The organism is Micromonospora sp. WMMD1128 (assembly GCF_027497235.1).
Taxonomy (GTDB): domain Bacteria; phylum Actinomycetota; class Actinomycetes; order Mycobacteriales; family Micromonosporaceae; genus Micromonospora.
On the sequence record NZ_CP114902.1, the window covers coordinates 2421330 to 2447220 of the forward strand.

Annotated in this window: 20 protein-coding genes; 5 read left to right on the plus strand and 15 right to left on the minus strand. The window is 72.9% G+C overall.

Annotation, left to right across the window (positions count from 1 at the left end; all coding sequences use genetic code 11):
• Window positions 1–46: 46 nt before the first annotated feature.
• On the plus strand, window positions 47–475 hold the full coding sequence (locus tag O7602_RS11170; protein ID WP_281588494.1) for a Fur family transcriptional regulator: 429 nt from the start codon (window positions 47–49) through the stop codon (window positions 473–475).
• A 43-nt stretch (window positions 476–518) separates the two neighbouring features.
• Window positions 519–2795, plus strand: a complete 2277-nt coding sequence (gene katG / locus O7602_RS11175; protein ID WP_281588496.1) for a catalase/peroxidase HPI — start codon at window positions 519–521, stop codon at window positions 2793–2795.
• A 62-nt stretch (window positions 2796–2857) separates the two neighbouring features.
• Here the strand turns inward: katG and O7602_RS11180 are convergent, their stop codons facing one another.
• A complete protein-coding gene (locus O7602_RS11180; RefSeq protein WP_281588498.1) occupies window positions 2858–3421 on the minus strand; it encodes a GNAT family N-acetyltransferase in 564 nt (187 codons plus the stop codon).
• A 143-nt stretch (window positions 3422–3564) separates the two neighbouring features.
• On the opposite strand from O7602_RS11180, the gene O7602_RS11185 reads away from it, so the two are divergent.
• Window positions 3565–4347, plus strand: a complete 783-nt coding sequence (locus O7602_RS11185; RefSeq protein ID WP_281588499.1) for a methyltransferase domain-containing protein — start codon at window positions 3565–3567, stop codon at window positions 4345–4347.
• A 324-nt stretch (window positions 4348–4671) separates the two neighbouring features.
• The gene (locus O7602_RS11190; protein ID WP_281588501.1) at window positions 4672–6849 is read left to right on the plus strand and encodes a carbohydrate-binding module family 20 domain-containing protein; all 2178 of its coding nucleotides are present in this window, start codon (window positions 4672–4674) and stop codon (window positions 6847–6849) included.
• A 55-nt stretch (window positions 6850–6904) separates the two neighbouring features.
• Here O7602_RS11190 and O7602_RS11195 read toward each other — a convergent pair whose 3' ends face one another.
• The 6 genes from O7602_RS11195 to O7602_RS11220 all read right to left on the minus strand — a co-directional run bounded on the left by O7602_RS11195 (window position 6905) and on the right by O7602_RS11220 (window position 12354).
• Window positions 6905–8110, minus strand: coding sequence for an MFS transporter (locus O7602_RS11195; RefSeq protein WP_281588503.1), 1206 nt, complete (start codon window positions 8108–8110; stop codon window positions 6905–6907).
• A 77-nt stretch (window positions 8111–8187) separates the two neighbouring features.
• Entirely contained in the window at window positions 8188–8664 is a 477-nt protein-coding gene (locus O7602_RS11200; protein WP_281588504.1) for a hypothetical protein, read from the minus strand.
• 14 nt (window positions 8665–8678) lie between these two features.
• A complete protein-coding gene (locus tag O7602_RS11205) occupies window positions 8679–9509 on the minus strand; it encodes a hypothetical protein (RefSeq protein ID WP_281588506.1) in 831 nt (276 codons plus the stop codon).
• Between the two features lie 83 nt (window positions 9510–9592).
• Complete coding sequence (locus tag O7602_RS11210) at window positions 9593–10351, minus strand: SDR family oxidoreductase (protein WP_281588508.1); 759 nt, start codon at window positions 10349–10351, stop codon at window positions 9593–9595.
• Window positions 10348–11373 carry an alcohol dehydrogenase catalytic domain-containing protein gene (locus O7602_RS11215; protein WP_281588510.1) on the minus strand — a complete coding sequence of 342 codons (1026 nt, stop codon included), beginning with the start codon at window positions 11371–11373 and terminating at the stop codon, window positions 10348–10350. The genes O7602_RS11210 and O7602_RS11215 overlap by 4 nt, the downstream gene beginning before the upstream one ends.
• A gap of 33 nt (window positions 11374–11406) precedes the next feature.
• Window positions 11407–12354 (minus strand): aldo/keto reductase, encoded by a 948-nt coding sequence (locus tag O7602_RS11220; protein ID WP_281588511.1) that lies wholly within the window; start codon window positions 12352–12354, stop codon window positions 11407–11409.
• 134 nt (window positions 12355–12488) lie between these two features.
• On the opposite strand from O7602_RS11220, the gene O7602_RS11225 reads away from it, so the two are divergent.
• Window positions 12489–13184: a FadR/GntR family transcriptional regulator gene (locus tag O7602_RS11225; RefSeq protein ID WP_281588513.1), complete on the plus strand. Its 696-nt coding sequence runs from the start codon at window positions 12489–12491 to the stop codon at window positions 13182–13184.
• A 17-nt stretch (window positions 13185–13201) separates the two neighbouring features.
• Here the strand turns inward: O7602_RS11225 and O7602_RS11230 are convergent, their stop codons facing one another.
• From O7602_RS11230 to O7602_RS11265, 8 genes are all read right to left on the minus strand, one after another.
• Window positions 13202–14056, minus strand: a complete 855-nt coding sequence (locus O7602_RS11230) for an amidohydrolase family protein (protein WP_281588515.1) — start codon at window positions 14054–14056, stop codon at window positions 13202–13204.
• Window positions 14053–15366 (minus strand): enolase C-terminal domain-like protein, encoded by a 1314-nt coding sequence (locus O7602_RS11235; protein WP_281588518.1) that lies wholly within the window; start codon window positions 15364–15366, stop codon window positions 14053–14055. The genes O7602_RS11230 and O7602_RS11235 overlap by 4 nt, the downstream gene beginning before the upstream one ends.
• A 24-nt stretch (window positions 15367–15390) precedes the next feature.
• Window positions 15391–16431 carry an ABC transporter permease gene (locus O7602_RS11240; protein ID WP_281588520.1) on the minus strand — a complete coding sequence of 347 codons (1041 nt, stop codon included), beginning with the start codon at window positions 16429–16431 and terminating at the stop codon, window positions 15391–15393.
• Window positions 16424–17965, minus strand: a complete 1542-nt coding sequence (locus O7602_RS11245; RefSeq protein ID WP_281588522.1) for a sugar ABC transporter ATP-binding protein — start codon at window positions 17963–17965, stop codon at window positions 16424–16426. The genes O7602_RS11240 and O7602_RS11245 overlap by 8 nt, the downstream gene beginning before the upstream one ends.
• A complete protein-coding gene (locus O7602_RS11250; RefSeq protein WP_281588524.1) occupies window positions 17962–19029 on the minus strand; it encodes a sugar ABC transporter substrate-binding protein in 1068 nt (355 codons plus the stop codon). Before O7602_RS11250 ends, O7602_RS11245 begins: the two co-directional genes overlap by 4 nt.
• 38 nt (window positions 19030–19067) lie before the next feature.
• Window positions 19068–21053 (minus strand): alpha-L-fucosidase, encoded by a 1986-nt coding sequence (locus O7602_RS11255; RefSeq protein WP_281588526.1) that lies wholly within the window; start codon window positions 21051–21053, stop codon window positions 19068–19070.
• A gap of 190 nt (window positions 21054–21243) precedes the next feature.
• Window positions 21244–21543, minus strand: coding sequence for an STAS domain-containing protein (locus O7602_RS11260; RefSeq protein ID WP_281588528.1), 300 nt, complete (start codon window positions 21541–21543; stop codon window positions 21244–21246).
• Complete coding sequence (locus O7602_RS11265; protein WP_281588529.1) at window positions 21540–25694, minus strand: SpoIIE family protein phosphatase; 4155 nt, start codon at window positions 25692–25694, stop codon at window positions 21540–21542. The genes O7602_RS11260 and O7602_RS11265 overlap by 4 nt, the downstream gene beginning before the upstream one ends.
• Window positions 25695–25891 lie beyond the last annotated feature (197 nt).

The following is a 25891-nucleotide window of genomic DNA, read 5'->3' on the forward strand; positions in this document are numbered from 1 at the left end:
AGGCCGAAACTTGATTGATTCCAGAAGACTGGACTAAGGTCGTGGCATGACGTCCGACTTCGAGACCCAGTTGCGGGCGGTCTCGTTGCGCGTGACCCGGCCTCGCCTGGCGGTGCTCGCCGCCCTGCGGGACCATCCGCACGTCGACACCGACACCGTGATCGCACTGGTCCGGGCGGACCAGCCCACGGTCTCCCACCAGGCGGTCTACGACGTGCTCCGGGCGCTCACCGACGCCGGGCTGGTGCGCCGCATCCAGCCCGCCGGCGCCGTCGCCCGCTACGAGTCGCGGGTGGGGGACAACCACCACCACATCGTGTGCCGCTCGTGCGGCACGATCGCCGACGTCGAGTGCGCCGTCGGTCATGCCCCCTGCCTCACCGCCGCCGACGACCACGGGTTCGTGGTCGACGAGGCGGAAGTCGTCTACTGGGGCACCTGCCCCGACTGCGCGACCGACCGCACCACCAAGTGATCAGCCAGTTCGGCCAGTGATCCGCCAGTTCGGAAGGAAACAGATGAGCGACACCCAGGACAACGGGCCCGTCAGCGCCCAGGGCGTGGACGCCAAGGAGGCGGCCGGCTGCCCGGTCGCGCACGACTCCGTGACCGCCCAGGGCAGCGAGAGCGAGAACCCGGCGATCGACTCGCCGACCCCGAAGACCGGTGGCCGCCCGCGCACCAACCGGGACTGGTGGCCCAACCAGCTCGACCTGTCGGTGCTGCACGCCCACTCGTCCAAGGGCAACCCGCTGGGGCCGGAGTTCAGCTACGCCCGGGAGTTCGCCAAGCTCGACGTCGAGGCGCTCAAGCGCGACATCACCCAGGTGCTCACCACCTCGCAGGAGTGGTGGCCGGCCGACTTCGGCCACTACGGCGGGCTGATGATCCGGATGAGCTGGCACGCGGCGGGCACCTACCGCATCGAGGACGGCCGCGGCGGCGCCGGTGACGGCGGCCAGCGGTTCGCCCCGCTGAACAGTTGGCCGGACAACGCCAACCTGGACAAGGCCCGCCGGCTGCTCTGGCCGGTCAAGCAGAAGTACGGCCAGAAGATCTCCTGGGCCGACCTGCTGGTGCTGGCCGGCAACGTCGCGCTGGAGTCGATGGGCTTCAAGACCTTCGGCTTCGGCTTCGGCCGCGAGGACGTCTGGGAGCCCGAGGAGATCTTCTGGGGCCCGGAGGACACCTGGCTCGGCGACGAGCGCTACGCCTCCGACAAGGAGATGACCGCCGGCGTCGGCGCGACCGAGATGGGCCTCATCTACGTCAACCCGGAGGGCCCCCGCGGCAACGCGGACCCGCTCGCGGCGGCGCACTTCATCCGGGAGACCTTCCGCCGGATGGCGATGAACGACGAGGAGACCGTCGCCCTCATCGCCGGTGGCCACACGTTCGGCAAGACCCACGGCGCCGGCGTCGCCGACGACCACGTCGGCCCGGAGCCCGAGGGCGCCCCGCTGGAGGCGCAGGGCCTCGGCTGGCTGAGCACGCACGGCACCGGCAAGGGCGGTGACACGATCACCAGCGGCCTCGAGGTGACCTGGACCGACCGGCCGACGCAGTGGAGCAACCGCTTCTTCGAGATCCTCTTCGGCTACGAGTGGGAGCTCACCACCAGCCCGGGCGGGGCCAAGCAGTGGGTCGCCAAGGACGCCGAGGCGATCATCCCGGACGCGCACGACCCGGCCAAGAAGCACCGGCCGACGATGCTGACGACCGACCTGTCGCTGCGCGTCGACCCGGCGTACGAGAAGATCTCGCGTCGTTTCCTGGAGAACCCGGACGAGTTCGCGCTGGCGTTCGCCAAGGCGTGGTACAAGCTTTTGCACCGCGACATGGGTCCGGTCAGCCGCTTCCTCGGCCCGTGGGTGCCGGAGGCGCAGCTCTGGCAGGACCCGGTCCCGGCCGCCGACCACGAGCTCGTCGGTGACGCCGACGTCGCCGCGCTCAAGGCGAAGGTCCTCGACTCCGGCCTCACCACCGCCCAGCTCGTCTCCACCGCCTGGGCCTCGGCCGCGAGCTACCGCTCGACCGACAAGCGCGGCGGCGCGAACGGCGCGCGGATCCGGCTGGAGCCGCAGCGTAACTGGGAGGTCAACCAGCCCGAGCAGCTCGCCACCGTGCTGGCGGCCCTGGAGGGCATCCAGCGGGAGTTCAACGCCGCCGGCGGCGCCCGGATCTCGCTGGCCGACCTGATCGTGCTGGCCGGCTCGGCCGCGGTCGAGAAGGCGGCGCGGGACGCCGGGGTCGAGGTGACGGTGCCGTTCCACCCGGGGCGCACCGACGCCACCCAGGAGCAGACCGACGTCGAGTCGTTCCGGGTGATGGAGCCGCGCGCCGACGGTTTCCGCAACTACCTGCGGCCGGGCGAGAAGACCGAGCCGGAGGTGCTGCTCGTCGACCGGGCGTACATGCTCAGCCTGACCGCGCCGGAGATGACCGTCCTCGTCGGTGGCCTGCGCGCCCTCGGCAACAACGTCGGCGGCGCGGCGCACGGCGTGCTCACCGACCGGCCCGGCGTGCTCACGAACGACTTCTTCACCAACCTGCTCTCCCCGGGCACCCGGTGGAAGGCGTCGGAGTCCGAGGAGCACGTGTACGAGGTCCGCGACCTGGCCACCGACACGGTGAAGTGGACCGCCACCGCGGTCGACCTCATCTTCGGCTCGAACTCCCAGCTCCGGGCGCTGGCCGAGGTCTACGCCAGCGACGACGCGCGGGAGAAGTTCGTGACCGACTTCGTCGCCGCCTGGACCAAGGTGATGGAGCTGGACCGGTTCGACAGGTCCTGATCCGCCTGTTCCACCCGACGAGCCCCGGTCGATCCGTCACGGACCGATCGGGGCTCGTCCGGCTACTGCCGCTCCCACCGCTCCTTGGTGATCTCGTACCGTACGTCCCCGTGCTCGGCGCCCTCGATCATTTCCAGGTCCGGGGGAGTGGGAACGGTGCCCACGAGCGTCATGCCGAGCTTCTCCATGACGTGGCGCGAACCGTGGTTCACCGCCATCGTCTCCGCCCAGACCATGCGTATGCCGAGCTTCGTGAACGCCGTGCCCAGCAGCGCCCGCGAGCCCTCGGTGGCGTAGCCGTTGCCCCAGGCCGCCTGCCGCAGCCGGTAGCCGAGTTCGACCTCGTCCAGCGGGCCCTGCGGCGCGGGACGCAGGATGAACCAGCCGATGAACGCGCCGCCGTCCTTCTCGTGCGCGGCGAACAGCCCGAGGTCGCCGCCCCACTTCTGGTAGCCGGCGAGGATGTTCGGGAGATAGCGCTCGCGGATGATCTCCGGCGCGGTCGGTGTGCCGCCGGTCAGGTAGCGCATCACCGCCGGGTCGCTGTCCAGCTCGATCAGCAGCTCCGCGTCGTCGGCGGTGAAACGGCGCAGGACCAGGCGCTCGGTCTCCAGGTAGGTGTCCACGAGTCGATCATGCGGGAAGCGCGTCCGGCAGCCCACGGGTTTTCCCGCGCTTACCTCGCCGACCCGATCGGCCCGGGGCGTGGTGGTGGCCGTCGGGGCGACGACTTCCACAACCGGAGGCGTCCGACCAATACGCTTCGGTCATGCACGGGTTTACCGACGTCGACCGTCAACCGACCCCGGACGCCTGGGTCGGCGTGCTCGACCGTCTCGGCGAGGAGCCCTTCTACCGGTCGTACCAGCGGCGGGTCCGGGAGCTGCTCGACCCCTTGCCCGGTGGTCGTTACCTCGACGTCGGCGCCGGCACCGGGGCAGGCGCGGCCTCCCTGACGGACGAATACGACGTCAGCGTGGTGGCCGTCGATCACGCGTGGACCATGGCCGCCGCCATGCGGGCGCGCGGTCTGCCCCGGTGCGCCGTCGCCGACGCCCATCACCTGCCGTTCACCGACGACTCCTGCGACGGGGCATGGGCCGACCGCACGCTGCAACACCTCGCCGATCCCCACGCCGCGATCCGGGAACTCGTCCGGGTCGTCCGCCCGGGTGGCCGTGTCGTCCTCGCCGACCCGGACTACGACACCCAGGCGCTCGACATCGCCGACCAGGGGTTGGCGCGGCGCGTGCTGCGGTTCCGGGCTGACGTTCTCCTGCGCAACGGCGCTCTGGCCCATCAGCATGCCGGCCTTCTGGCCGCGCACGGCCTGGTCGACGTCGCCGTGGAGCCCCGGACGCTGCTGGTGCGGGACCCGACCGCCGTCGACAACGTGCTCGGCCTCCGCAGCTGGGCCGCCACAGCCGCGCGACGCGGAGCACTCGACCCGGCCGACGCCCGCGCGTTCGAAGACCAGTTCGACGATGCCGTCGCTGCGCGCCGGTTCACCTACGCGGTGACGTTCTTCCTGACCGCCGCGACGGTCACCTGACTGACGGCCCGCCGCCGATGCCGCGAACGGCACGAACGCCGCACCGGTGGGTGTGGTGGCCGCCGGGGAGCGATCATGAGGTTGACGGCGGCGTTGATCTCCGTAGGCGGCGTCAACTTCATGATCACCCCCTTCTTCGGCTGACCTCCGTGCAGATTCACGGAAAGAGTGCGGGGAAGGCGGGCGCGGGTGTTGCTTGCAAGTTTCAAAAAGTTTGCCGCAAGGTATTGCAAAGACTTTCATGGATGCCGCATCGTGGTCGCACCTGGACGGCCGTCCTTCCCCCTGTGAGCCCTTTCGAGCACCGGAAGAGGTCCCCCTGTCATGGAATCCGTCAGGCCACACCCCCGTGGCCGCGCCGGTCGTCTGCTGCTCGCCGCCGCGCTCGTCGCGGCCGGCGGCACGGCCGTCGTCGCCGCCGCCACCACCGCCACCCCCGCCCGCGCCGCCACCGTCCTCAACGACAGCGAGGTGACCGCCAACCTCTGGGAATGGAACTGGACGTCGATCGCCGCCGCCTGCACCGACCACCTCGGCCCCGCCGGGTACGGCGCGGTGCAGGTAGCCCCGCCGCAGGAGTCGGTGAGCCTGCCGAACAGCCCCGACGGCGTGCACCCCTGGTACGAGGTGTACCAGCCGGTGTCGTACAAGCTGGACAGCCGGTTCGGCAACCGGCAGCAGTTCGCCGCCATGGTCACCGCCTGCCACGCCGCCGGCGTCCGGGTCTACGTCGACGCGGTGGTCAACCACATGGCCGGCACCAACAACCCGGCCGGCACGCGCGGCTACGCCGGCACCGAGTTCTCCGGCTACAGCTACCCGGCGGTGCCCTACGGCAGCGGGGACTTCCACCGACCGGGGGACAACTGCCCGACCGGCGGCGGGATCAGCGACTGGAACAACGAAGCCCAGGTGACCAGCTGTGAGCTGCTCTCCCTGTCCGACCTCTACACCGAGAAGGAGGCGGTCCGCACCAAGATCGCCGGCTACCTGAACGACCTGATCGGCCTCGGGGTCGACGGGTTCCGGGTGGACGCGGTCAAGCACGTCAAGAAGGACGACTTCGCGGCGATCCTCGGCAAGCTGAGCAACACCGTCGCGGAGGGCCGCCGCCCGTACGTCGCCCAGGAGATCTTCGACGGCGCGAGCAACCCGGCGTTGCAGGCCCGGGCGTACGTCGGCAACGGCGACGTGCTCGACTTCGGGTACGCCAAGGGCATCCGCTCGGCGTTCCTCGGCTCCATCTCCACGCTGGCGAACGTGCCGAACTGGAACCTCGACGCGCCGAGCGCCAACGTCTTCGCCATGGTCACCAACCACGACCTGGAGCGCGACGGGGTGGTGTTGTCGTACCAGAACGGCGCCGACTACGTGCTCGCCAACTACTTCGCGCTCGCCTACCCGCACGGCAAGCCGTCGGTCTACGACAGCTTCACCTGGTCGAACCGGAACCAGTCCCCGCCGAGCGACGGCACCGGGCGGGTCACCGACACGGTCTGCGGCGCCGCGTGGAACTGCCTGACCCGCAGCGCCGGCATCAAGGGCATGGTCGGCTGGGCCAACGCGGCGCGGCAGGTGAAGACGGTCTCGGACTTCACCACCGTGAACAGCAACGTGATCGGCTTCCACCGCGGCGACCGGGCCTGGATCGGCATCAACGACTCCGGTTCCGCCGCCACCGCCACGTTCACCACGGGTCTCGCCGACGGCAGCTACTGTGACGTCGTCTCCGGCAGCGCCACCGCCGGTGGCTGCACCGGCGGCACGATCACCGTCTCCGGTGGCCGGGCGACCGTGACCATCCCGGCCAACAACGCCGTCGCGGTCCACGTCAACGCGCGGCCGGGCACCGGTCCGTCGCCGACCGCGTCGCCGACGACCAGCCCGACCGGCAACCCCACCGACCGGGTCGCCACCACGTTCACCGTGAGCGCGTCCCCGGCCGCGGGCCAGGACGTGTACGTCGTCGGCAACGTCGCCGAGCTGGGCTCGTGGACGCCGGCCAACGGCGTCAAGCTCGCCGCGCAGGGCGGCGGCGCGTACCGTGCCACGGTCGACCTGCCCCGGTCGACGGCGGTGGAGTACAAGCTCGTCAAGATCAGCACGGCCGGGGCGGTGACCTGGGAGTCCGGCGCGAACCGGAGCTTCACCACGCCGGCCGCCGGCACGTACGCGGTGACCGGGACGTTCCGTGGCGACACCGTCTCCACGGCGGTGGCCACCTCGTTCGCGGTCACCGCGACCACCACGTACGGCCAGAACGTGTTCGTGGTCGGTGACGTCGCGGCGTTGGGCGGGTGGAACCCGGCGAACGCGGTCGCGCTCTCCCCGGCCACCTACCCGGTCTGGCGGGCCACCGTCGACCTGCCGCCGAACACCGCGGTCGCGTACAAGTACGTGAGGAAGAACCCGGACGGCACGGTGACCTGGGAGTCCGGCGCGAACCGGACCTTCACCACCCCGGCCGGCGGCACCCGCGCCAACACCGACACCTGGCGGTAGCGGCCGACGCTGCCCGTCCTCCTTCGTCGAGGGCGGGCCGCGTCGTACCCCGAGGTCATGACCCCGCGCGCGGCCGGAGCCGGGCCACCGGCCGTCCGACGACCGCGACCAGCGCGGCGGCCAGGCACACCGCGGCGGCGGCGACGAACGGTGGTCGGCCGCCGGCGTGCACGGCCACCGAGCCCAGCGGGATGGCCAGCGTGATCGGCCCGAACATCGCCGTGTTCGCGGTGCCGGACACCCGTCCGAGCAGCTTCGGCGGCGTGTGCGTCTGTACCGCGGTGACGGCGGCGACGAGCGTCCACGGCAGGCCGACTCCGATCACCACCGAGGCGGCCACCGTGGCCGGCCACCAGGGCAGGCAGCGGCCCAGGCAGCCGGCGGCGAACAGCGCCGCGCCGGCCACGCCGACGGCGGACGCGCCCCGGTGGCGGACCAGCCGGCCGACGACCAGCCCGGCCAGCACCGAACCGGCGCCCTGTGCGCTGGCCAGCACGCCGAGGAACGTGGACGGCAGGGCCAGCTCCTCGGTCACCACGGCGTAGAGCGCCGCGGTGGTGAAGCCGGACATCGCGATCGACACCGCCGCCAACGCCACGGGTACGCGCACCGCGCGGCGGCGGAGGAGGACGGCGAGCCCGGCCCGGGGGCCGGACGGACGGGCCGGCGCCGGGTCGGCCGTCGCGGACCGGTCGGCCGGGGCGGCGTCGGTGGTCCGTAGCCGCAGCGCGCCGTAGAGCACGGCGACCAGCAGCGGCACGGCGGCGCTGAGCACGGCGACCGGGTGCCCGCCCCGCCAGGCGTAGAGGCCCGCCCCGGCCAGCGGCGCGACCAGCTTCATGCCCTCCTGGGCGCTGGACCGCCAGCCGTTGACGTCGGCGAGTCGCGCCGGGGGCAGCGCCGCCGGCAGCAGCGCCGTCTCGCCGGCGTCGATCACCACGTAGCTGACGCCGTAGGCGAGCGTGACCGCGAAGATCAGCCAGGTCTGGCCCGGCCCGCGGACCGCGAGCAGGCTGAGCAGGGCGGCGGCCAGCGCCAGGTTGACGGCGATGACGAGCGGTCGCCGGGGCGCCCGGTCGAGCAGCCCGCCGAGCCAGGGACCGGCAAGCACCGGGGCGTAGACGCAGAGCCCGGCGAGCGCGGCCAGCCCGGTGGAGCCGGTGAGGTCGAGCACCCAGATGCCGGCGACGAGCGCCATGGCGCTGCCGCCCAGCCCGGACAGCACCGAGATGGCCACGAACAGCGCGGCGTTGCGGCGCATGAGCCCTCCGGAGTTGAGCGGGGAAGACTCACATCCTCAAATCCTGAGTGGGAGCGACGCAATGCCGCTGGCGCATGTCAATCTTTCGTTGACAGCGCGGCGGCGATCCGTCCGGCGGCGTCGCGGGCCGGCGCCGGCAGTCGCGGTCCGACCCCGGCCAGGTCCCCGACGAGGTACGCGGCCAGCGCGAACAACGGTCCCGGCGCGGCGTCCAGGGCCGACGCGCAGGTACGGCGCACCAGCGCCGCCCGGCGGAAGCGGCCGTCCCACGCCCGGTCCGCCGCGATCCACCGATCGAGATCGGTCACGGCGGCCCGCAACCCCACCACCTCGGCCGACCATGTGCGGTCGAGTCGCCCCAGCCGCGCGCGGCGGGCCGCCACGAGCCGTTGCCGGCGTTGCTCGGCGGCCTGCCGGCTGCTCAGCCCCAACGCGCCGGCGATCTCCGCCCAGGTGGCGCCGTCGTGCCGGGCCCGGTCGATCAGCTCCAGCTCCCGCTCGTCCAGCCGGGCGCGGGCGGCCCCGATCTCGGACAGGAGGGACAGGTCCGTCAACGCCACCGTGACGGTCAGCGGGGTGGGGCGACATACAGGCCGGTCCGGCAGCCCGTCTCGCCGGGCTCCAGCCAGATCCGGTCGTACCCGGGCTCCTCGATCTTTCCGGCCGGCGTGCGGACCAGCAGGAGGCACTGCCGTTCCTGCGGTACGCCCACGGCGGCGACGAGCGCGCCCTCGTGGGTGATCGTGTCCACGGTGATCCACTCCTGCGGGAACGCCGCCCGCACCGCGCCCGCGAGCGTCGCCGGGGTGGCGGCGCGCAGCACCGTCGTGAGCCGCTCGCGCCCGTCCGCCGGCAGCGCCGGCACCGGCGCGGCGGTCGGCGGCGGGGGAGCGGCACCGGGCGGGCACTCGATCTCCCGGTAGGTGGTGTAGCGGTAGAGCCGGAGTTCGTAGCGGTAGCAGCGGGTGGCCCGGCCGGCGGGTTGGCCGCTCCCGCCGGGCCGGGCCGTCGGCCCTTCCCCGAGGGACACGAACCGGACGTCGATGGTCGCCAGTTCGTCCGCGTAGACGCGACCCGACCAGGCCAGGGCCTCCTGCCGGGCGGCCGGGTCGGCGCCGGGCGGCGGCGTCGCGACGTCCGTCACGACCTCGGTGGCGGCGATCGACGCGGCGTCCCGGATCCGGTTGCGGTGCCCGAGCGCCTGGTTGAGGCGCTCCGCCGCAGCCGCCGCGGGTTCGGTGGTGGTCCGCGCGGCGTCCGGCACCGGCGCGTCGTCCCTCGCCGGATCGGCGCCGGGGCGCGCACCGCACCCGAGAAGCGCCAGCGTGACCGTGACCGCGACGGCGCCCCGTCGTCGCCGGCCGGATCCCGGCTTCGCCCGTACCGATGCCCCGTTCACGGGCGCCACGCTACCGCCGCGCCGCCGTCGCGGAGGTCCCGGCCACCGCGTCCCGGCGGCGGGCGGCGGGGCCGGGCCTGCGGTCAGCGGGCCAGCCAGGCGCCGTCGACCGGGATCACCGCGCCGTGCACGTAGGCCGCCGCGTCGGAGGCGAGGAAGACGGTGACGCCGCCGAGGTCGTCCGGTCGCCCCCAGCGTCCGGCCGGGATCCGGTCCAGGATCGCCCGGTTGCGTTCCGGCTGTTCGCGCAGCGCGCGGGTGTTGTCCGTGGCGATGTAGCCGGGCGCGATCGCGTTGACGTTCACCCCGTGCGGCGCCCACTCGTTCGCCAGCGCCCGGGTCAGCCCGGCGATGCCCGACTTCGCCGCGGCGTAACCCGGCACGGTCACGCCGCCCTGGAAGCTGAGCATCGACGCGGTGAAGATGATCTTGCCGGAGCCGCGCCGGACCATGGCCCGGCCGATCTCCCGGGCCAGCACGAACGGCGCGGACAGGTCGACCTCCAGCACGTGGTCCCAGTCGTCGTCGGAGTGCTCGGCGGCCGGCGCGCGGCGGATCGTGCCGGCGTTGTTGACCAGGATGTCGACCGGGCCGCGCGCGAGCAGCCATTCGGCCAGCTCACGCACGGCGGCCCGGTCGGACAGGTCGGCGCGGCGGGGCACGAACTCCCGCCCGTGCGCCGCCACCCGCTCCGCCACCTCGCTGCCGGTCTCCTCCAGGGCGGCGCTCACCCCGACCACGTCGGCGCCGGCCGCGGCCAGAGCCTCCGCCATGGCCAGGCCGATGCCCCGCCGGCAGCCGGTGACCACCGCCACCCGGCCGCTGAGATCGAACGGGTTCACGCGCCCCCTCCACAGTCGACGAGCACCTTCACGTCGCCGCCGGCCGCGAGCGCCTCGAACGCCCGCGACACCTCGTCCAGCGGCACGATCCGGGAGATGAGCCGGTCGGCGGGCACCCGGCCGCCGTGCACCAGGCGGACCGCCTCGGCATAGTCGTCCGGCTCGTACACCCGCACGCCGATCAGCTCCAACTCGCGCCAGAAGACCCGGTGCAGGTCCACCTGCCGCGGAGTGGGATGGATCGCCACCACCACCAGGCGTCCGCGTACCGCCAGCAGGTCGGTGGCGAGGCGTACCCCGCTGGCCGAGCCGGACACCTCGAACACCACGTCGGCGCCCGCGCCGCCGGTCGCCTCCCGGATCGCCTCCGGCACGTCGACCGCCGCCGGGTCCAGCGTGGTGAGCCCGAGGTCGGCGGCGAGCGCACGCCGGTCCGGGTCGATCTCCAGGACCGTCACCGTGGCGCCGGTGCCCCGGGCGACCACGCCGATGAGCAGCCCCACCGGCCCGGCGCCGATGACGACCGCGTGCTCGCCGGCGGCGAGACGGGAGCGGCGGACGTCGTGCACGGCCACCGCGGTCGGCTCCACGAGCGCGGCCCGCGGCAGGGGCAGGTCCGCCGGCAGCGGCACCACGATGCGCTCCGGGACGGTCCAGGAGCGCTGCATCGCGCCGGGTGAGTCGACGCCGACGAAGGTGAGCCGGTGGCAGACGTGGGGGTGGCCGGCACGGCACGCCGGGCACCGCCCGCACCAGTCCAGCGGCATCACGGTCACCGGGTCGCCCACCCGGTGCGCGTCCACGCCCGGCCCCAGCTCGGCGATCCGGCCGGACATCTCGTGGCCGAGCACCGCCGGTGGGCGGACCCGCTGGTCCATCGCGCCGTGCGCGATGTGCAGGTCGGTGCCGCAGATCCCGGTGTACGCGACCGCGATGCGCACCTGGCCGGGGCCGGGCGGCACAGAGTCGGTGTCCTCGACGACGAAGCTCCGCTCGCCGACGTAGTGCGCGCTGCGGTTCACGCCGCCTCCTCGGTGTCGCCTGGTCGTCGCACGTCACGCCCTTCCGGTGGCAGGGTTGTTCTCGTCCCGGCCGCTGGTCCAGGCGTAGCCGAGCACCGGCGCCAGCAGCGTCTCGATCTCGTCGAGCAGGTCGGGGTCGGTCTCGGTGAGCGCCCAGCGCACGTTGCGGGCCATGTTCCCGGCGCTCGCGGTGCCGACGAAGGTGGTGGCGAAGGCCGCCGGCGCGGCGGCGAAGCTCAGCGCCACCTGGGCGATGTCGACGCCCCGGCGGGCGCACAGCTCGGCCGCCGCCGCGGCGGCCCGCCGCACCGGTGGCGGCGCCGGGTGCCAGTCGGGCGCGCCCCGCCGCGAGAGCAGCCCCATCGCCAGTGGCGACGCGTTCATCACCGCCGTGCCGAGGGCGGCGAACCCGGGCGCGCTGTCGGCGAGCGCGCGGTCCAGCAGCGTGTAGCGGCAGTAGGACAGCACGGTGTCCACAGGTGTCGCCGCGGCGACCCGGGTGAGCGCGGCCAGCGGATAGCCGGTGACGCCGAGGAAGCGGACCTTCCCCGCCTCGCGCAGCTTCTCCAGCGCCGGCAGCGTCTCGGCGATGACCTGGTTGAGGTCGCCGAACTCGATGTCGTGGCACTGGATCAGGTCGAGGTGGTCGGTGCCGAGCCGGGCCAGGCTCTCCTCGACGCTCGCCGTGACGCGCGCGGCGGAGAAGTCGAACGCCGCCTCGCCGTACCGGCCGACCTTCGTGGCCAGGACGTAGCCGGACCTGTCGACGCCGCGCAGCGCCCGGCCGAGCACCGTCTCGGCGACCGTGGCGCCGTAGTAGGGCGAGACGTCGATGATGTTCACGCCCAGGTCGAGGGCGGTACGGACGGCGCGGATGCCGTCCCGCTCGTCGATCCGGCCGTAGACCCCGCCGAGGGGCGAGGCGCCGTAGCCGAGCATCGACACGTCCAGGCCGGTCCGGCCGAGGGGGCGGTACCGCACGCCGATCACGCTCCCTTCGGCCACGACCGGGTCAAAGATCCGACGTCTCTATAGTGGGGAGCGTCGCCGAGGCTCGCCACCCCGCACGCGGTCGGGGCTACCGCGCACGGCGAGCCGGTCCGGAGGGGGCGTGGATGGCACTTACCGACGACGCGATCGCGAGGATCCGCGGCATGATCTCCAGCGGTGAGCTGCCCCCGGGCGCGCGGCTGCCACCGGAGCCGCAGTTGGCGGCGCAGATGGGCCTGTCGCGCAGCGGTGTCCGGGAAGCGGTGAAGGTGCTCGAGTCGGCCCGGGTGCTCGACGTGCGCCGCGGCGACGGGACGTACGTGACGAGCCTCGCGCCCCGGCTGCTGCTGGAGGGCCTCGGCGTCGCGGTGGAGCTGCTGCGCGACGACACGCTGCTGGAGGTCATGGAGGTACGCCGGATGTTGGAGCCGGTGGCGACCGGGATGGCGGCGCTGCGGATGACCGACGCCGGGCTCGACGAGCTGGCCCGGATCCTGGAGGACATGCGCGCGGCGGCCGGCGACGCCGAGAAACTGATCACCTTCGACACCGCCTTCCACCACACCGTCGTGGCGTCGACCGGCAACGAGACGCTCACCTCGCTGCTGGACGGGTTGTCCGGCCGCACCCTGCGGGCCCGGGTGTGGCGCGGTCTGATCGAGGCCAACGCCGCGCACACGACGATCGACGAGCACCACGCGATCTACCTCGCCCTGCGGTCGCGGGACCAACTGCTCGCCCAGGCCAGCGCGCTGCTGCATGTGAACACCTCCGAGGCGTGGTTGCGTACGGTGCTGGCGGCCAAGGCGGCGGCCGAGTGAGGCGCGGCGGCGTGTGGTCACGCCGGTGACCCCAGGCGGTAGGTCCGCACGGCGGTGCCGGCGAAGATCTCCTGGCGGTGCCGGGTCGGCAGCGGCGGCAGCGCGCTCTCCAACGCCCGGCGCACCCCCGGATAGTCGGACCGCAGCAGGCAGACCGGCCAGTCCGAGCCGAACATCAGACGATCCGGGCCGAACTCGTCCACCGCGACGTCGACGAAGGGCGCCAGGTCGGCCGGTGCCCAGCCCGGCGTGGCCTCGGTGACCAGGCCGGACAGCTTGGCGGTGACGTTGGCGTTCGCGGCGAGCGCGGCGAGTGGGTCGCGCCAGCTCCGCAGTCCCGCCGCGCCCTGGTCGATCCGGGGCTTGCCGAGGTGGTCGAGCACGAGGCGCAGCCCGGGGACCGCGCGCGCGGCCCGGGCCGCCGCCGGCAACTGGTCGGCGCGGATCACCAGGTCGAACGCGAGGTCGGCGGCGGCGACCTCGGCGAGACCCCGCAGCACCTCGGGGCGGTCCAGATAGTCCGGGTCCGCCTTTCCCTGCACCTGGGAGCGCGCGCCGACGAGGAACTCGCCCCCGCGCAACCCCCGGTAGCGCGCGACGGTGGCCGCGACGTCGTCGGCCGCGACGTCGAGCCAGGCCACCACGCCGAGGATCGGCGGCGTGTCGGCGGCGTACCCGAGGAACTCGGGCACCTCGTCGCGGTGGCACCGGCCGCCCTCGACAAGCACGGTGCCGTCCACGCCGGACGCGCTCAGCTCGGCGGTCAGGTCCGCCGGGGTGAAGGGACGGCGGATGGCGTCCAGCCCGGGCCCGTCGAGCCAGTCGTACCCGTGCTCGGGCCGCCACAGGTGGTGGTGCGCGTCGATGATCACGTGCGGGCCTCCTTCGCCGCGGCCCACCGTGCGCCGTCGGGGAACCGGTACGCGGCCCGCGAGGCGGCGAGCATCTCCGCGCTCATGCCCGGCGCCCGGGGCGCGTGGTAGCGGCCGTCCCGGACGACCACCGGGTCGGCGAAGTGCTCGTGCAGGTGGTCGACGTACTCGATGGCCCGGTCCTCGGTGCTGCCGCTGAGCGCGAGGAAGTCGAACATGGCCAGGTGCTGCACCAACTCGCACAGCCCCACCCCGCCGGCGTGCGGGCAGACCGGCGCCCCGAACTTCGCGGCGAGCAGCAGGATCGCCAGGTTCTCGTTGACGCCGGCGACCCGGCAGGCGTCGATCTGCACCACGTCGACGGCGCCGGCCTGCAACAACTGCTTGAACATCACCGCGTTGTGCGCGTGCTCGCCGGTGGCGACCTTCACCGGCGCCAGGGCGGTGCGGACGGCGGCGTGCCCGAGCACGTCGTCGGGCGAGGTCGGCTCCTCGATCCAGTACGGGTCGAACGGCGCGAGCGCGCGCATCCACCGGATCGCCTCCGGCACGCCCCAGACCTGGTTGGCGTCGACCGCGATGCGGATGTCCGGCCCGACGGTCTGCCGGGCGATGCCCAGGCGGCGGACGTCCTCGCCGAGGTCGGCGCCGACCTTGAGCTTGATCAGGCGGAATCCGGCGTCGACCGCCTCCTTGCAGAGCCGGGCCAGCTTGTCGTCGTCGTAACCGAGCCAGCCCGGTGTGGTGGTGTAGGCCGGGTAGCCCTCGGACAGCAGCAGGCGCTCCCGCTCGGCGCGTCCGTCCCGGGCGGCCCGGAGCAGCCCCAGCGCGTCCTCCTCGGTGAGGGCGTCGCGCAGGTAGCGGAAGTCGACCTGCGCCACCACCTGTTCCGGGGTGAGGTCGGCGAGCAGCCGCCACAGTGGCTTGCCGGCGCGCCGGGCGGCGAGATCCCACACCGCGTTGACCAGGCCGCCGGCGGCCATGTGCACGACCCCCTTCTCCGGGCCCAGCCAGCGCATCTGGCTGTCGCCGACGAGCCGGCGGGCGAGCGCGCCGGGGTCGGCGAGGAGCCGGTCGACCGGCTCACCGACCACCATCGGCGCGAGTGACCGCAGCGCCGCGACCACGAGCTCGGTGCCCCGCCCGACGGTGAACACCAGGCCGTGCCCCTCGTCGCCGGCCGAGGTGCGCAGGAGCAGGTAGGCGGCCGAGTAGTCGGGGAAGGGGTTCATCGCGTCCGACCCGTCGCGCTGGCGGGACGTCGGGAACCGTACGTCGATGGCTTCTACGGACGTGATGCGCTCGCTCAACGGGTCTCCTGGGGTCGGACGGTCTCAGGTCTGTGCCTTGCCACCGGTGATGCGGGAGACCACCAGGGCCACCAGGATGACGGTGCCGTTGAGGAAGTTGGTCCACTGCGCGGGCACCCCGGCCAGGGTCAGCACATTTATGATCATGAAGAGCAGCAGGACGCCGGTGAAGGCGCCGAAGACGCTGCCCCGGCCGCCGTTGAGGCTGACACCGCCGATCACCGCGGCGGCGAAGACCTGGAAGATCGCGCCACTGCCCTGGGCGGCCGGCACCGCCGCGAGTCGACCGCTGATCAGCAGACCGGCCAGCGCGGCGAGGACACTCGCCACGATCAGGGCGATCCACAGCACCCGGTCGGTGCGGATGCCCGCGGCCCGGGCCGCATCGGTGTTGCCGCCGATCGCGTAGAGCGCCCGACCGGCGCGGGTGAAGCCGAGGACGACCACTCCGGCGGCGAACAGCAGCAGCGACACCCAGATGGACGCCGGCACCCCGAGCCAGGTGGTGGAGCCGAGGTACGTCATCGACTCCGGCAGCGCGAAGAAGGTCTGCCCGCCGGAGATGCCGGTGAGCAGGCCGCGCAGGACGATGAGCATGCCCAGCGTGACGACGAACCCGTTCAGCCCGAAGCGCACGATGAGCAGCCCGTTGAACGCGCCGACGAACGCGCCGACGAGCAGGACCACCGGCACCGCCCAGGCGCCGGGCAGCAGATCCAGCCCCAGCCCTCGGGTGAGCGCCGGGTCGACGGTCAGCCAGGCCGCGATGCCCGGCGCGAGGCCGAAGGTGGACTCCAACGACAGGTCCATCTTGCCGGCGATCAGCACGATCGTCTGGGCGAGGACCACGATGGCGATCTCCGACATGCTCTGCAGCACGTTGATGATGTTGTCGGGGCTGAGGAAGACCGGGCTGACGACCCACCCGACGATCGCGACCGCGACGATCGCCGGCACCAGGGCCAGGTCGCGGAGCCGGGCGACGGCCAGGCTCCGCGACGAGGGCGTCGGTGGCGACGCCGGCGGGGCCGGGGACGGGGTGGCGGCGGACAGCGTCTCAGACATGGTGGAGATCCACCCCTTCCATGGCGGCTACCAGGTCGTTGTCGCTCCAGTCGTGCGCCAGCTCGCCGACCACCCGGCCCTGGAACATGACGAGCACGCGATCACAGATCCGCAGGTCGTCGAGTTCGTCGGAGACGACGAGCACGGCCGCGCCGCGCCGGCGTACGCCCTCCACCACCCCGAGCAGCGTCTGCTTGGACCGCACGTCGACCCCGGCGGTCGGGGTGATGAGGACCAGCACCTTCGGCTCGCTGGCCAGGGCCCGGCCCATGACCACCTTCTGCTGGTTGCCGCCGGACAGGTCGGCGACCGGGACGTGCGGCCCGCCCGCCTTGACCGCCAGGTCGGCGATGGTCCGCCGGGCCAGCGCGTCGCGCCGCTCGGGGGAGATCAGCCCACGCCGGGCGATGCGGTCCGGCACGGTCATGGTGACGTTCTCCGCGATGGACAGCGACGGCACCAGGCCCTCCCGGTGCCGGTCCTGCGGCACCAACCCGACGCCGGCGGCGAGCGCGTCGGGCACACTGCCCGGCCGCACCGCGCGCCCGTCGACGTGCACCGTCCCGCCCGCGCGCCGGGCCAGCCCGACGATCGCCTCGGCGGCCTCGACCTTGCCGCTGCCACCGCCGCCGGCGAGACCGACCACCTCGCCGGCCCGGGCCTGCACCGACAGCTCGACGCCGGAGGCGGTGACCAGGTCGCGCACCGACAGGCGCACCGGCGCGTCGGCCGGCAGCGGCCGGTGGTCCGCCCGGGGCAACGTCACGTCCTCGCCGGTCATGGCCGCCACCAGCGCCGGGCGGCTCAGCTCGGCGACCGGCGCGGTGACGATGTGCCGGGCGTCGCGGAAGACCGTCACCTGGTCGCAGATGTCGTAGATCTCCTGGAGGTGGTGGCTGATGAACAGGAACGTGACCCCCTGCGCGCGCAGGTCCCGGATCCGGGTGAACAGCCGGCTGATGCCCGCGGCGTCGAGCTGCGCGGTCGGCTCGTCGAGGATGATGAACCGGGCGCCGAAGGAGAGCGCCCGGGCGATCTCCACGAACTGCCGTTGCTCCACCGACAGGGTCGAGGCGGGCCTGCGGACGTCCACCTCGACCGACCACGCCGCGAGCGTCCGCTCCGCCTCGCGGCGCAGGCGCGACCAGCGGATCAGCCCGTCCCGGCCCCGCGCGTGCCGGTTGAGGAACAGGTTCTCCGCGACGGTGAGCGTGGGGATGATGGTGGACTTCTGGTAGACGCAGGCCACCCGCCGCCGCCAGGCGTCGCGGTCACCGAGCGGCGGCGCGGGGCGGCCGTCGAACGCCACCGCCCCACCGTCCGGGGCCTGCAACCCGGTGAGGATGCCGACGAGCGTCGACTTGCCGGCCCCGTTCCGCCCGACCAGCGCGTGCGTCTCACCGGCCCGGACCACGATGCCCGCGTCGGACAGGGCGACAGTCGAGCCGAAGCGCTTGGTGACGCGTACCGCCTCGACGACGGGCCGGCGCTCGCCTACCGGCCCGTCGTCGAGAGTCCGCGGGTCGGCGTTCATGCCTGGTTGCCCCACAGTGACCGGTCGTCGAACTTCAGCGTGGGCTGACCCCCGACCGGGGCGCCGTCGAGCGTCACGAGCGGCGCCGGGAGCTGGTCCTCCAGCAGCCCGTCCCGGACCTGGATGATGGTGCTGTCGTGGTCGGTGGGGCCGGGCTGGAACGTCTTTCCCTCGATCGCCGCCCGCACGTACTCCAGCCCGTACTTCGCGTACAGGTCGGCCGGCTGGCTGACGGTGGCGTCGATCAGCCCCTTGCCGATGTTCGTCAGCTCCTCCGGGATGCCGTCGTTGGAGACGACGAAGACGTGCTTCGGGTCGGTCGGCGGCACCTGGAGGCCCCGCTGCTTGAGGATCTGGAGCGTGCCCGACAGCGCGAACGACGACTGCATGTAGACGCCCCTGACGTCCGGGTCGGAGGCGAACCGGGTCTGCAACTTCGTCGCGGCCACGTCGGCCTTCCAGTCGGTGGCCTCGCCGAACACGGTGATGCCCGGGAAGTCCTTGCGCATGCACTCGCCGAACGCCTCGGTGCGGTCCCGACCGTTGATCGAGTCGAGGCCGCCCTGGAGCATCACGACCTTGCCCTTGCCACCGAGCTTGGTGCCGAGGAACTGGCAGGCCCGGGTGCCGTAGGCGCGGTTGTCGGCGCGGACGACCATGAAGACCTTGCCGGTGTCCGGCCGGGTGTCGATGGTGACCACCGGGATCTTCTTGCTCTCCAGCTGGCTCAGCGTCGGCGCGATGGCGGCGGTGTCCTGCGGCGCCATCACCACGCCCCGGACGCCCTGGCTCATGAACGTCTGGGCGTTGGAGATGAGGTTCGCGATGTCGTTCTGCGAGTTGGTGGTCTTCAGCTCAACCCTCAGCTCGGCACCGAACTGCGGCACATATCTGATGTACGAGTTCCAGAAGTCGGTGTCGGAGCGCGGGTAGTCGACGCCGACGAGGGGACGGGAGCCGTCCGATCCGTCGCCGGTCGTGCGGTCACCGCAGCCGGCCGCGGACACGACCGACGCGGCGAGCATCAGTGTCAGGCCCGCGCTCAGGAGAGCCCTACGGGTCATGGTGCTGCCTCCATCCTCCGGGGGAGTCGTCACGCGGTTCAGACGGCGGTGATCGTCCACTGCAGGTTGGCGCTGCCGTCCCAGGTCCACTGCTTGACCGGGGACCCGGAGGCGACCTGGCCGCCACCGTCGAGCACCAGGCCGGTCGCCCGGTTGGCGATCCGGTACCGCCCGTTGCCCTGGTCGGTGAGCTGCCACTGTTGGGTGTTGCCGCCGTTCCACGGCGCCTGTGCGGCGGCGACGCCGTTGCCGGTGCGGCCGAAGCCGTCGACGACCATGCCGTTGGTCCGGTTGACGATCCGGTGGTAGCCGGTGCCCAGGTCGACGAGCTGCCACTGAAGGTTGGGGCTGCCGTCCCAGCTCCACTGCTTGAGCGTGGACCCGGAGGCGACGTTGCCGCCGCTGTCCAGCGCGAGGCCGTTCGTCACGTTGGTGATCCGCCGCCAGGTGGTCGTGCTGCCGCCGCCCAACGCCGGGATCGGGCCGTTGAAGGTCAGCTTGAGCACGTACGCGGGCGCGCTGAACGGCGCCGCGGCCGAGGGCAGGGTGATCCGCAGGCCGCCGGTGTCCTGGCTCCGGGTGGGCAGGTTGACGTAGCTGCCGGCGGTGGACCCGAGCAGTTGCACGCCGGCCAGGCTGCTCAGGTCGATCCGGTTCGAGGCGAGCGTGGTGATGGTGACCGTGCTGCCCGGCCAGCCGAGCACGGTGGCGTACAGCACCCGGTTGTCCTTGCTGCGGGTGAACCGGATGTCCTGGGCGGTGCCGGCCCGCGGCGTGCTGAACGATCCGCCGCCCATCTGGGTCGGGCCCTCGCCGTACGTGGTCCAGGCCCGGGTGGCGTAGACGGACTCGCCGAAGCGGGCCAGGTAGTCGCCGATGCCGAGCAGGACGGTGCGCTGCCCGGCGGGGATGGTGCCGTCGGCCATCGGCGCGATGTTGAGCACCATGTTGCCGTTCTTGCTCACCCGGTCGAGCAGCGAGTGCAGCATCTGGTGGAGCGAGTAGTAGCCGATCCCCACCGTGTAGCACCAACTGGAGCTGCTGATGCTGTCGTCGGTGAGCCAGTAGGGCTGGCGCAGGGCGGCGGGACCGCCGCGCTCGTAGTCGAAGACCGTGCCGCCGAGGTCCAGGCCGTCCTTGTAGGTGGCGACGACCTCCTTGTCCCACGCCACCGCCCGGTTGTAGTAGTAGGCCAGGAACCGCAGCCGCTGCGCCTCGCTGATCCGGGTGAGGTTGAAGTCCTGCCAGATCATGTCCGGCTGGGCCTGGTCGATGACCTCGCGCAGCTTGTCGTACCAGAGCTGCTCCTGCGCGGCGGTGCCGAGCTGCCCGTAGAGCTTGCGCAGGCTGGCGTCGGACTGTTGCGGCGCCCACTGGTAGAACCCGGTGAAGTTGTACGCGTGGTGCATGGCGACCATGACCTTGAGGCCACGCGCGCGGATCGCGTCGGTGTGCAGGCGGAGCAGGTCGAGGCGGGGGCCCTTGGCCACCGAGTTCCACTCGTTGACCTGGCTGTTCCACATGGAGAAGCCGTCGTGGTGCTCGGCCACCGGGCCGGCGAAGCGCGCCCCGGCATCGGCGAACAACTGCGCCCACTCGTTCGGGTCGAAGTTGCCACCGGCGGACTTCAGCTTCGGGGCGAACTGGACGAGGTTGCCGGCCTTGTCGCGGGCTCCGTTGATGAAGTTGTGGTACGGCCAGGCGGACGGGTCGCCGTAGACGGCTTTGTGGTGGTTGTTCTCGTTCGAGCCGTTGTTGTACATGTTGCGCGGGTACCACTCGTTGGCGTACGCCGGAACGCTGAACGCGCCCCAGTGGAAGTAGACGCCGAACTTGGCGTCCTGGAACCATTCCGGCGCGGCCGGGTGTTGGCCGACCGACGCCCAGGTCTCGGCGTAGGAGGACGGGCCGGGGATGGCGGCGGCGGCGGACCCGGGGCGGAGGACGCCGCCGACGGCGATCGCGGCGCCGCTCGCGCCGAGGGCGGTCAGAATCGAGCGACGGGGGTAGTGCGGACGGGACATGGGGATCCCTCCAGAACACGGTGGTGGTGTCTCAGACATCAGACGTTAAGCGTTTCCAGCAGGTAACGTCAATGATGGATTGAGGGAAAAGCCCGGTCATACATCTTATGTCTCACCGGTGAGCTGGACCATCGTGGTTAACGTTAACATCGACGATCCTAAAAGCATCGGAATCGGGCTCGTCGACGCGTCAGCGACTCCGCACGGTCGTCAGGTCCGCGAGCCCGGAGATGGTGAGCAGCGGCTCCAGCAACGGGCCGGCGACGAGCGCGATGCGCTCGGCGTGCGGGAACAGCACGGCCAGGCCGGCGCTGTCCAGATATTCGACCTCGGTCAGGTCCACCACCAGGGGCTTCCCGTCGGGCCGTAGGGCGTCGTCGAGCGCGGCGGCGAAGGAAGCCGCGTTGCTCAGGTCGATCTCGCCGACCGCGATCAGCACGCGCGCGCCATCGGGACCGCTGCTTGTGGTGAGCTTCAGGGCCGTGCTCATCGGATGATCCTTGCCTGCATGTCGACGGTCGTGCCGGTGGCTCCCGGCGTCACGGTGATGCTGTCCATGAGAGCACGCATGAGCGCCAGCCCCCGACCGCGACTCGGGTCGGCGGGCCGGTTCTGCTCCCGCCAGTGCCCGCTGTCGGTCACGCTCAGCCGCAGCGCGTCGGCGGTGGCGGCGGCGCGCAGCCGGATCCGGCCGCCGGGGCTGTCCCGGTGGCCGTGCTCGATCGCGTTGGCGCACGCCTCCCCGGCGGCCACCAGTACGTTGTAGGAGTACGCCGGCGCCAGCCCGCACCGGTCCAGCCACCCGCGCAGCGCGGTGCGGACCTCGGCCAGACGGGTCGACTCGGCGGGGAAGTCCAACTCCAGCGGACCCGGATGACGGTAGAGGAGCAGGGCCACGTCGTCGTCGTACCCGCCCGCCGGGGTGAGCCGCTCCATCACCTCGGTGGCCAGGGCCTCGACCGGGATGCTCCGACCCTCCTGGATCGCGGTGGTGGCCCGGTCGATGCCGGCGGTCAGCGGCTGGCGTCGGCGCTCGACGAGACCGTCGGTGTAGAGCATGAGCGTGGCCCGGGCCGGCACGACCGTCTCGGCCTCCGGGCGTTCCCGCCCGGTACGCACCGCGAGCGGCCGGGACCGACCCTGGTCGAGGAACCGGGGCGTGCCGTCGGCGTGCACCACGATGGCCGGTGGGTGCCCGGCGCTGGAGTAGCGCAGCAGCCCGGTGGCCGGGTCGAGGACACCGCAGAAGACGGTGGCGCACTGCGCGCCCGGCAGCAGGGCGGCGAACCGGTCCAGAGCCATCAGCGTCGGGGCGGGGCTGGCGTCCTGGAGCAGCAGCGCCCGACAGGCGCTGCGCAACTGCCCCATCACGGTGGCGGCCCGGAGGCCGTGGCCGACACAGTCGCCGACCACGATGCCGATCCGCCCGTCGGGCAACTCGACCGTGTCGTACCAGTCGCCGCCGACCTTGAGCGGCAGCGTGGCGGGGGAGTAGCGCACGGCGAAGCCGGCCGGCAACCGGGCCGGTCCGAGGATCGCCCGTTGCAGCGCCAGCGCCGTCTCGCGCTGCTGGTCGATCTGGTGCACGCGGTGCAGGCCCTGACCGAGGTGGCCGGCGAGAAGCGCCAGCAACGTCTGGTCCTGCTCGGTGAAGGGCCGCTTCTCACCCAGGTCGATCCAGAGCCCCATGGTGCCGTACGGGTGCTCCACCGCGATGCCGGCGCCCTGCGCCCGGGTCGCCACCGGAGTCAGCAGCGGCGTGTCCCGCAGCGCGAGCAGCGCCTGCCGGCGCTCGTCGGGCAGCGACTCCCAGCGCAGCGCGGGGTCGGTGGCGAGGACCTCGGGCACGGCGGCGTCACCGAAGACGGCGGTCACCACGCCGGCGGCCCGCCACAGCTTGCGCATCTCGTCCAGCGCCCCGTGCAGGGCGTCGGCCAGGTCGTCCGCCCGGGACAGGCGCACGCTCAGCCCGGCCAGGGCGGTCTCGCGTTGCACGGCGTAGTGCTCGGCGGTCACGTCGCGGAACGTCCCCACGATCACCCGGCGCCCGGTGTCCGGGTCGTCGACCTGGTTGAACGCCGCCGCGGTCCAGAGCCGGTGCCCGTTGCGGTGGGTCACCGGGATGGTGTAGCTGCCCCGGGGCTGGCCGATCAACTCCGAGAACGCGGCGGACACCTGACGGTGCGCCTCGGGCTCGGCGTCCGGGTCCGGCCACCACGGCTGCACCGGCCGGTACGGAAGACCCTCGGGGCCGTAGCCGAGGATGTCGGTGAACGCCGCGTTGATCTCGACGACCGAGCCGTCGGAGTCGCAGACGAAAAACGCCTCCTGCAACGAGTCGACGAGCGCGGTGCGCCAGCGGGCGTGGTGGTTGCGCAGCCGGGCCAGCTCCACGTTCGCCCGCACCCGGGCCAGCAGCTCGGCGGCCGGGAACGGCTTGACCAGGTAGTCGTCGGCGCCGGCCTCCAGCCCCTCGATCGCGGCCTCCTGCCCGGCGCGGGCGGACAGCAGCAGCACCGGGGTGCCGGCCGTCCGGGTCTCGGCGCGCAACGCCGACACCAGTTGCAGGCCGTCGAGCCGGGGCATCATCACGTCGCTGACCACCAGGTCGGGCGTGTTGGTACGGGCGGCGTCGAGCGCGGCCTGCCCGTCCGCCACGGCCTGCACCCGGTGGCCGGCGGAGCGCAGCAGGCGGGTGAGATATTCCCGCATGTCGGCGTTGTCGTCGGCGATCAGGACCCGGGCCGGCGCCTGCCCGGGCATCGCCGGTGTCGGCCCGTCGACCGGCGGCGGGTCCGCCGGGACCATCTCGGCGGTCGGGTCGTCGGGCAGCCAGCGCAGCGCCTCCTGCACGAACGGCTCGGCGGACACCGTCGGCCGACCCGGGGCGGCCGGGGTGATCGCGTCGCCGGGCAGGTGGGCGGCGCCGAACGGCAGCCGGACCGTGAACTCCGTGCCGCGACCGGGCGCGCTGGTGGCGCTGATCGTGCCGCCGTGCAGGCCGATCAGCTCCTTGACCAGCGCCAGGCCGATCCCGCTGCCCTCGTCGGAGCGGGCCCGGGCGTTCTCGATCCGGTGGAACCGCTCGAACAGCCGGGGCATCTCGTCCTCGGCGACGCCGATGCCGGTGTCGACGACCCGCAGCACGGCCTGCCCGTCCTCGGCGCGCAACACCACCCGTACGGCGCCGTCGAAGGTGAACTTCAACGCGTTGCTGAGCAGGTTGAGCACCACCTTCTCCCACATGGCCGGGTCGATGTGCACCGGCTGGGGCAGGGGCGGGCAGTCGACCTCGAACGCCAGGCCGGCGCGTTCGATCGCGGAGCGGAAGGCGCTGGCCAGGTCCGCGGTCACCGCGGCCAGGTCCACCGGCTGGTAGCGGGCCTGCATCCGGCCGGCTTCGATGCGGGAGAAGTCGAGCAGGCTGTTGACCAGCTTGCCCAGGCGCAGCCCGTTGCGGCGGATCGCCTCCAGCTCCTCGCGGACCGGCCCGTCGGCGTCCCGCAGCCGGCCGCGCAGCTCGTCCACCGGGCCCATGATCAGCGTGAGTGGGGTGCGGAACTCGTGGCTGATGTTGGAGAAGAACGCGGTCTTGGCCCGGTCCAGCTCGGCGAGTTCCTCGGCCCGCCGCTGCTGGGCCTGGTAGCTGCGGGCGCTGGCGATCCCGGTCGCCACGTGCCCGGCGGTCAGCTCCACGAACCCGCGGTAGCCGTCGTCGAGGGCCCGGTAGCGGTTGAGCCCGGCCACCAGGAAGCCGTACGGCGTGCCGCCCTGCTGGCGCAGCGGCACCAGCAGCGCCTCGGTCGGCGGGTCCGGCCAGCCGCCCGTCGGCAGGCCGGCGAACGCGTCGCCGTCGAGCGGCACCCGGACCGACTCGCCCTCGGTCAGGGCCCGGGCCGGCCAGAGCGCCCCGGGGTCGTCCGACGACAGCGTCGCCGGGGCCGCCGGGTGGTCGGCGGCGACGCCTGTCGCCTCCGCCAGTCGCGCGTCGCCGTCGTCGCCGAACAGGTACGTCAGCGTGAACGGCAGATCCTGCGGGTTACGCGCCAACTGGCGGCCGGCGAAGGCGAGCGTCTCCTGCTCGGTGCGGATCACGCTCGGGTCCGAGCCGAGGTCCCGCAGCGTGGCCATCCGCCGCTCGCCGATCACCCGCTCGGTCTCCTCGCTCACCACGCAGAGCATCCCGACCAGGGCGCCGTCGTCGTCGCGCAGCGGGCTGTAGGAGAACGTGTGGTAGGTCTCCTCACGGTAGTCGGAGCGCTCCAGGAACAACAGCAGCCCCTCGTCCCAGGTCGCCTCGCCGGTGCGCAGCACGGTGTCGATGCGCGGGCCGATGTCGTCCCAGATCTCCGCCCACACCTCGTTCGCCGGTCGGCCCAGCGCCCACGGATATTTGCGGCCCAGCGTGTCGCGCCGGTAGGCGGCGTTGCAGAAGAAGGTCAGCTCGGGCCCCCAGGCCATCCACATGGGGAAGCGGGAGGACAGCAGGATCCGTACGGCCGTGCGCAGGCTCTGCGGCCAGTCGCCGGGCTGCCCCAGCGGGTGGGCCGACCAGTCGACCCGGGCCAGGTCCGGGCCGATCTCACCGTCGACGGCGAACACGTCGGCACGTGCCCGCGGGTCGGTGCCAGCGCCGGTCATCGCCTGAGTCTCCCTCACCGTCTCGGGTCGTGCCCAATCAGCCCTCCGGGTGGGTCTTGCCCCGACGGCGTACCCGCCATGCCGCCGGCCGGCGTCGGGAGTGCCACAGTTCGGCCGTGCGGCCGGAGCGGCGGCCCGCTCGCGGACGTCCCCGCTGGCCGGACGGGCCGGCGGGCGCGGGTGCCGGCCGGGCCGCG

What these genes read in the sequence shown, in the direction of transcription:
- O7602_RS11170 (WP_281588494.1), top strand. Translation starts at nt 47, where the DNA reads ATGACGTCCGACTTCGAGACCCAGTTGCGGGCGGTCTCGTTGCGCGTG.
- katG (WP_281588496.1), top strand. Translation starts at nt 519, where the DNA reads ATGAGCGACACCCAGGACAACGGGCCCGTCAGCGCCCAGGGCGTGGAC.
- O7602_RS11185 (WP_281588499.1), top strand. Translation starts at nt 3,565, where the DNA reads ATGCACGGGTTTACCGACGTCGACCGTCAACCGACCCCGGACGCCTGG.
- O7602_RS11190 (WP_281588501.1), top strand. Translation starts at nt 4,672, where the DNA reads ATGGAATCCGTCAGGCCACACCCCCGTGGCCGCGCCGGTCGTCTGCTG.
- O7602_RS11195 (WP_281588503.1), bottom strand. Translation starts at nt 8,110, where the DNA reads ATGCGCCGCAACGCCGCGCTGTTCGTGGCCATCTCGGTGCTGTCCGGG.
- O7602_RS11225 (WP_281588513.1), top strand. Translation starts at nt 12,489, where the DNA reads ATGGCACTTACCGACGACGCGATCGCGAGGATCCGCGGCATGATCTCC.
- O7602_RS11240 (WP_281588520.1), bottom strand. Translation starts at nt 16,431, where the DNA reads ATGTCTGAGACGCTGTCCGCCGCCACCCCGTCCCCGGCCCCGCCGGCG.
- O7602_RS11245 (WP_281588522.1), bottom strand. Translation starts at nt 17,965, where the DNA reads ATGAACGCCGACCCGCGGACTCTCGACGACGGGCCGGTAGGCGAGCGC.
- O7602_RS11250 (WP_281588524.1), bottom strand. Translation starts at nt 19,029, where the DNA reads ATGACCCGTAGGGCTCTCCTGAGCGCGGGCCTGACACTGATGCTCGCC.
- O7602_RS11255 (WP_281588526.1), bottom strand. Translation starts at nt 21,053, where the DNA reads ATGTCCCGTCCGCACTACCCCCGTCGCTCGATTCTGACCGCCCTCGGC.
- O7602_RS11260 (WP_281588528.1), bottom strand. Translation starts at nt 21,543, where the DNA reads ATGAGCACGGCCCTGAAGCTCACCACAAGCAGCGGTCCCGATGGCGCG.
- O7602_RS11265 (WP_281588529.1), bottom strand. Translation starts at nt 25,694, where the DNA reads ATGACCGGCGCTGGCACCGACCCGCGGGCACGTGCCGACGTGTTCGCC.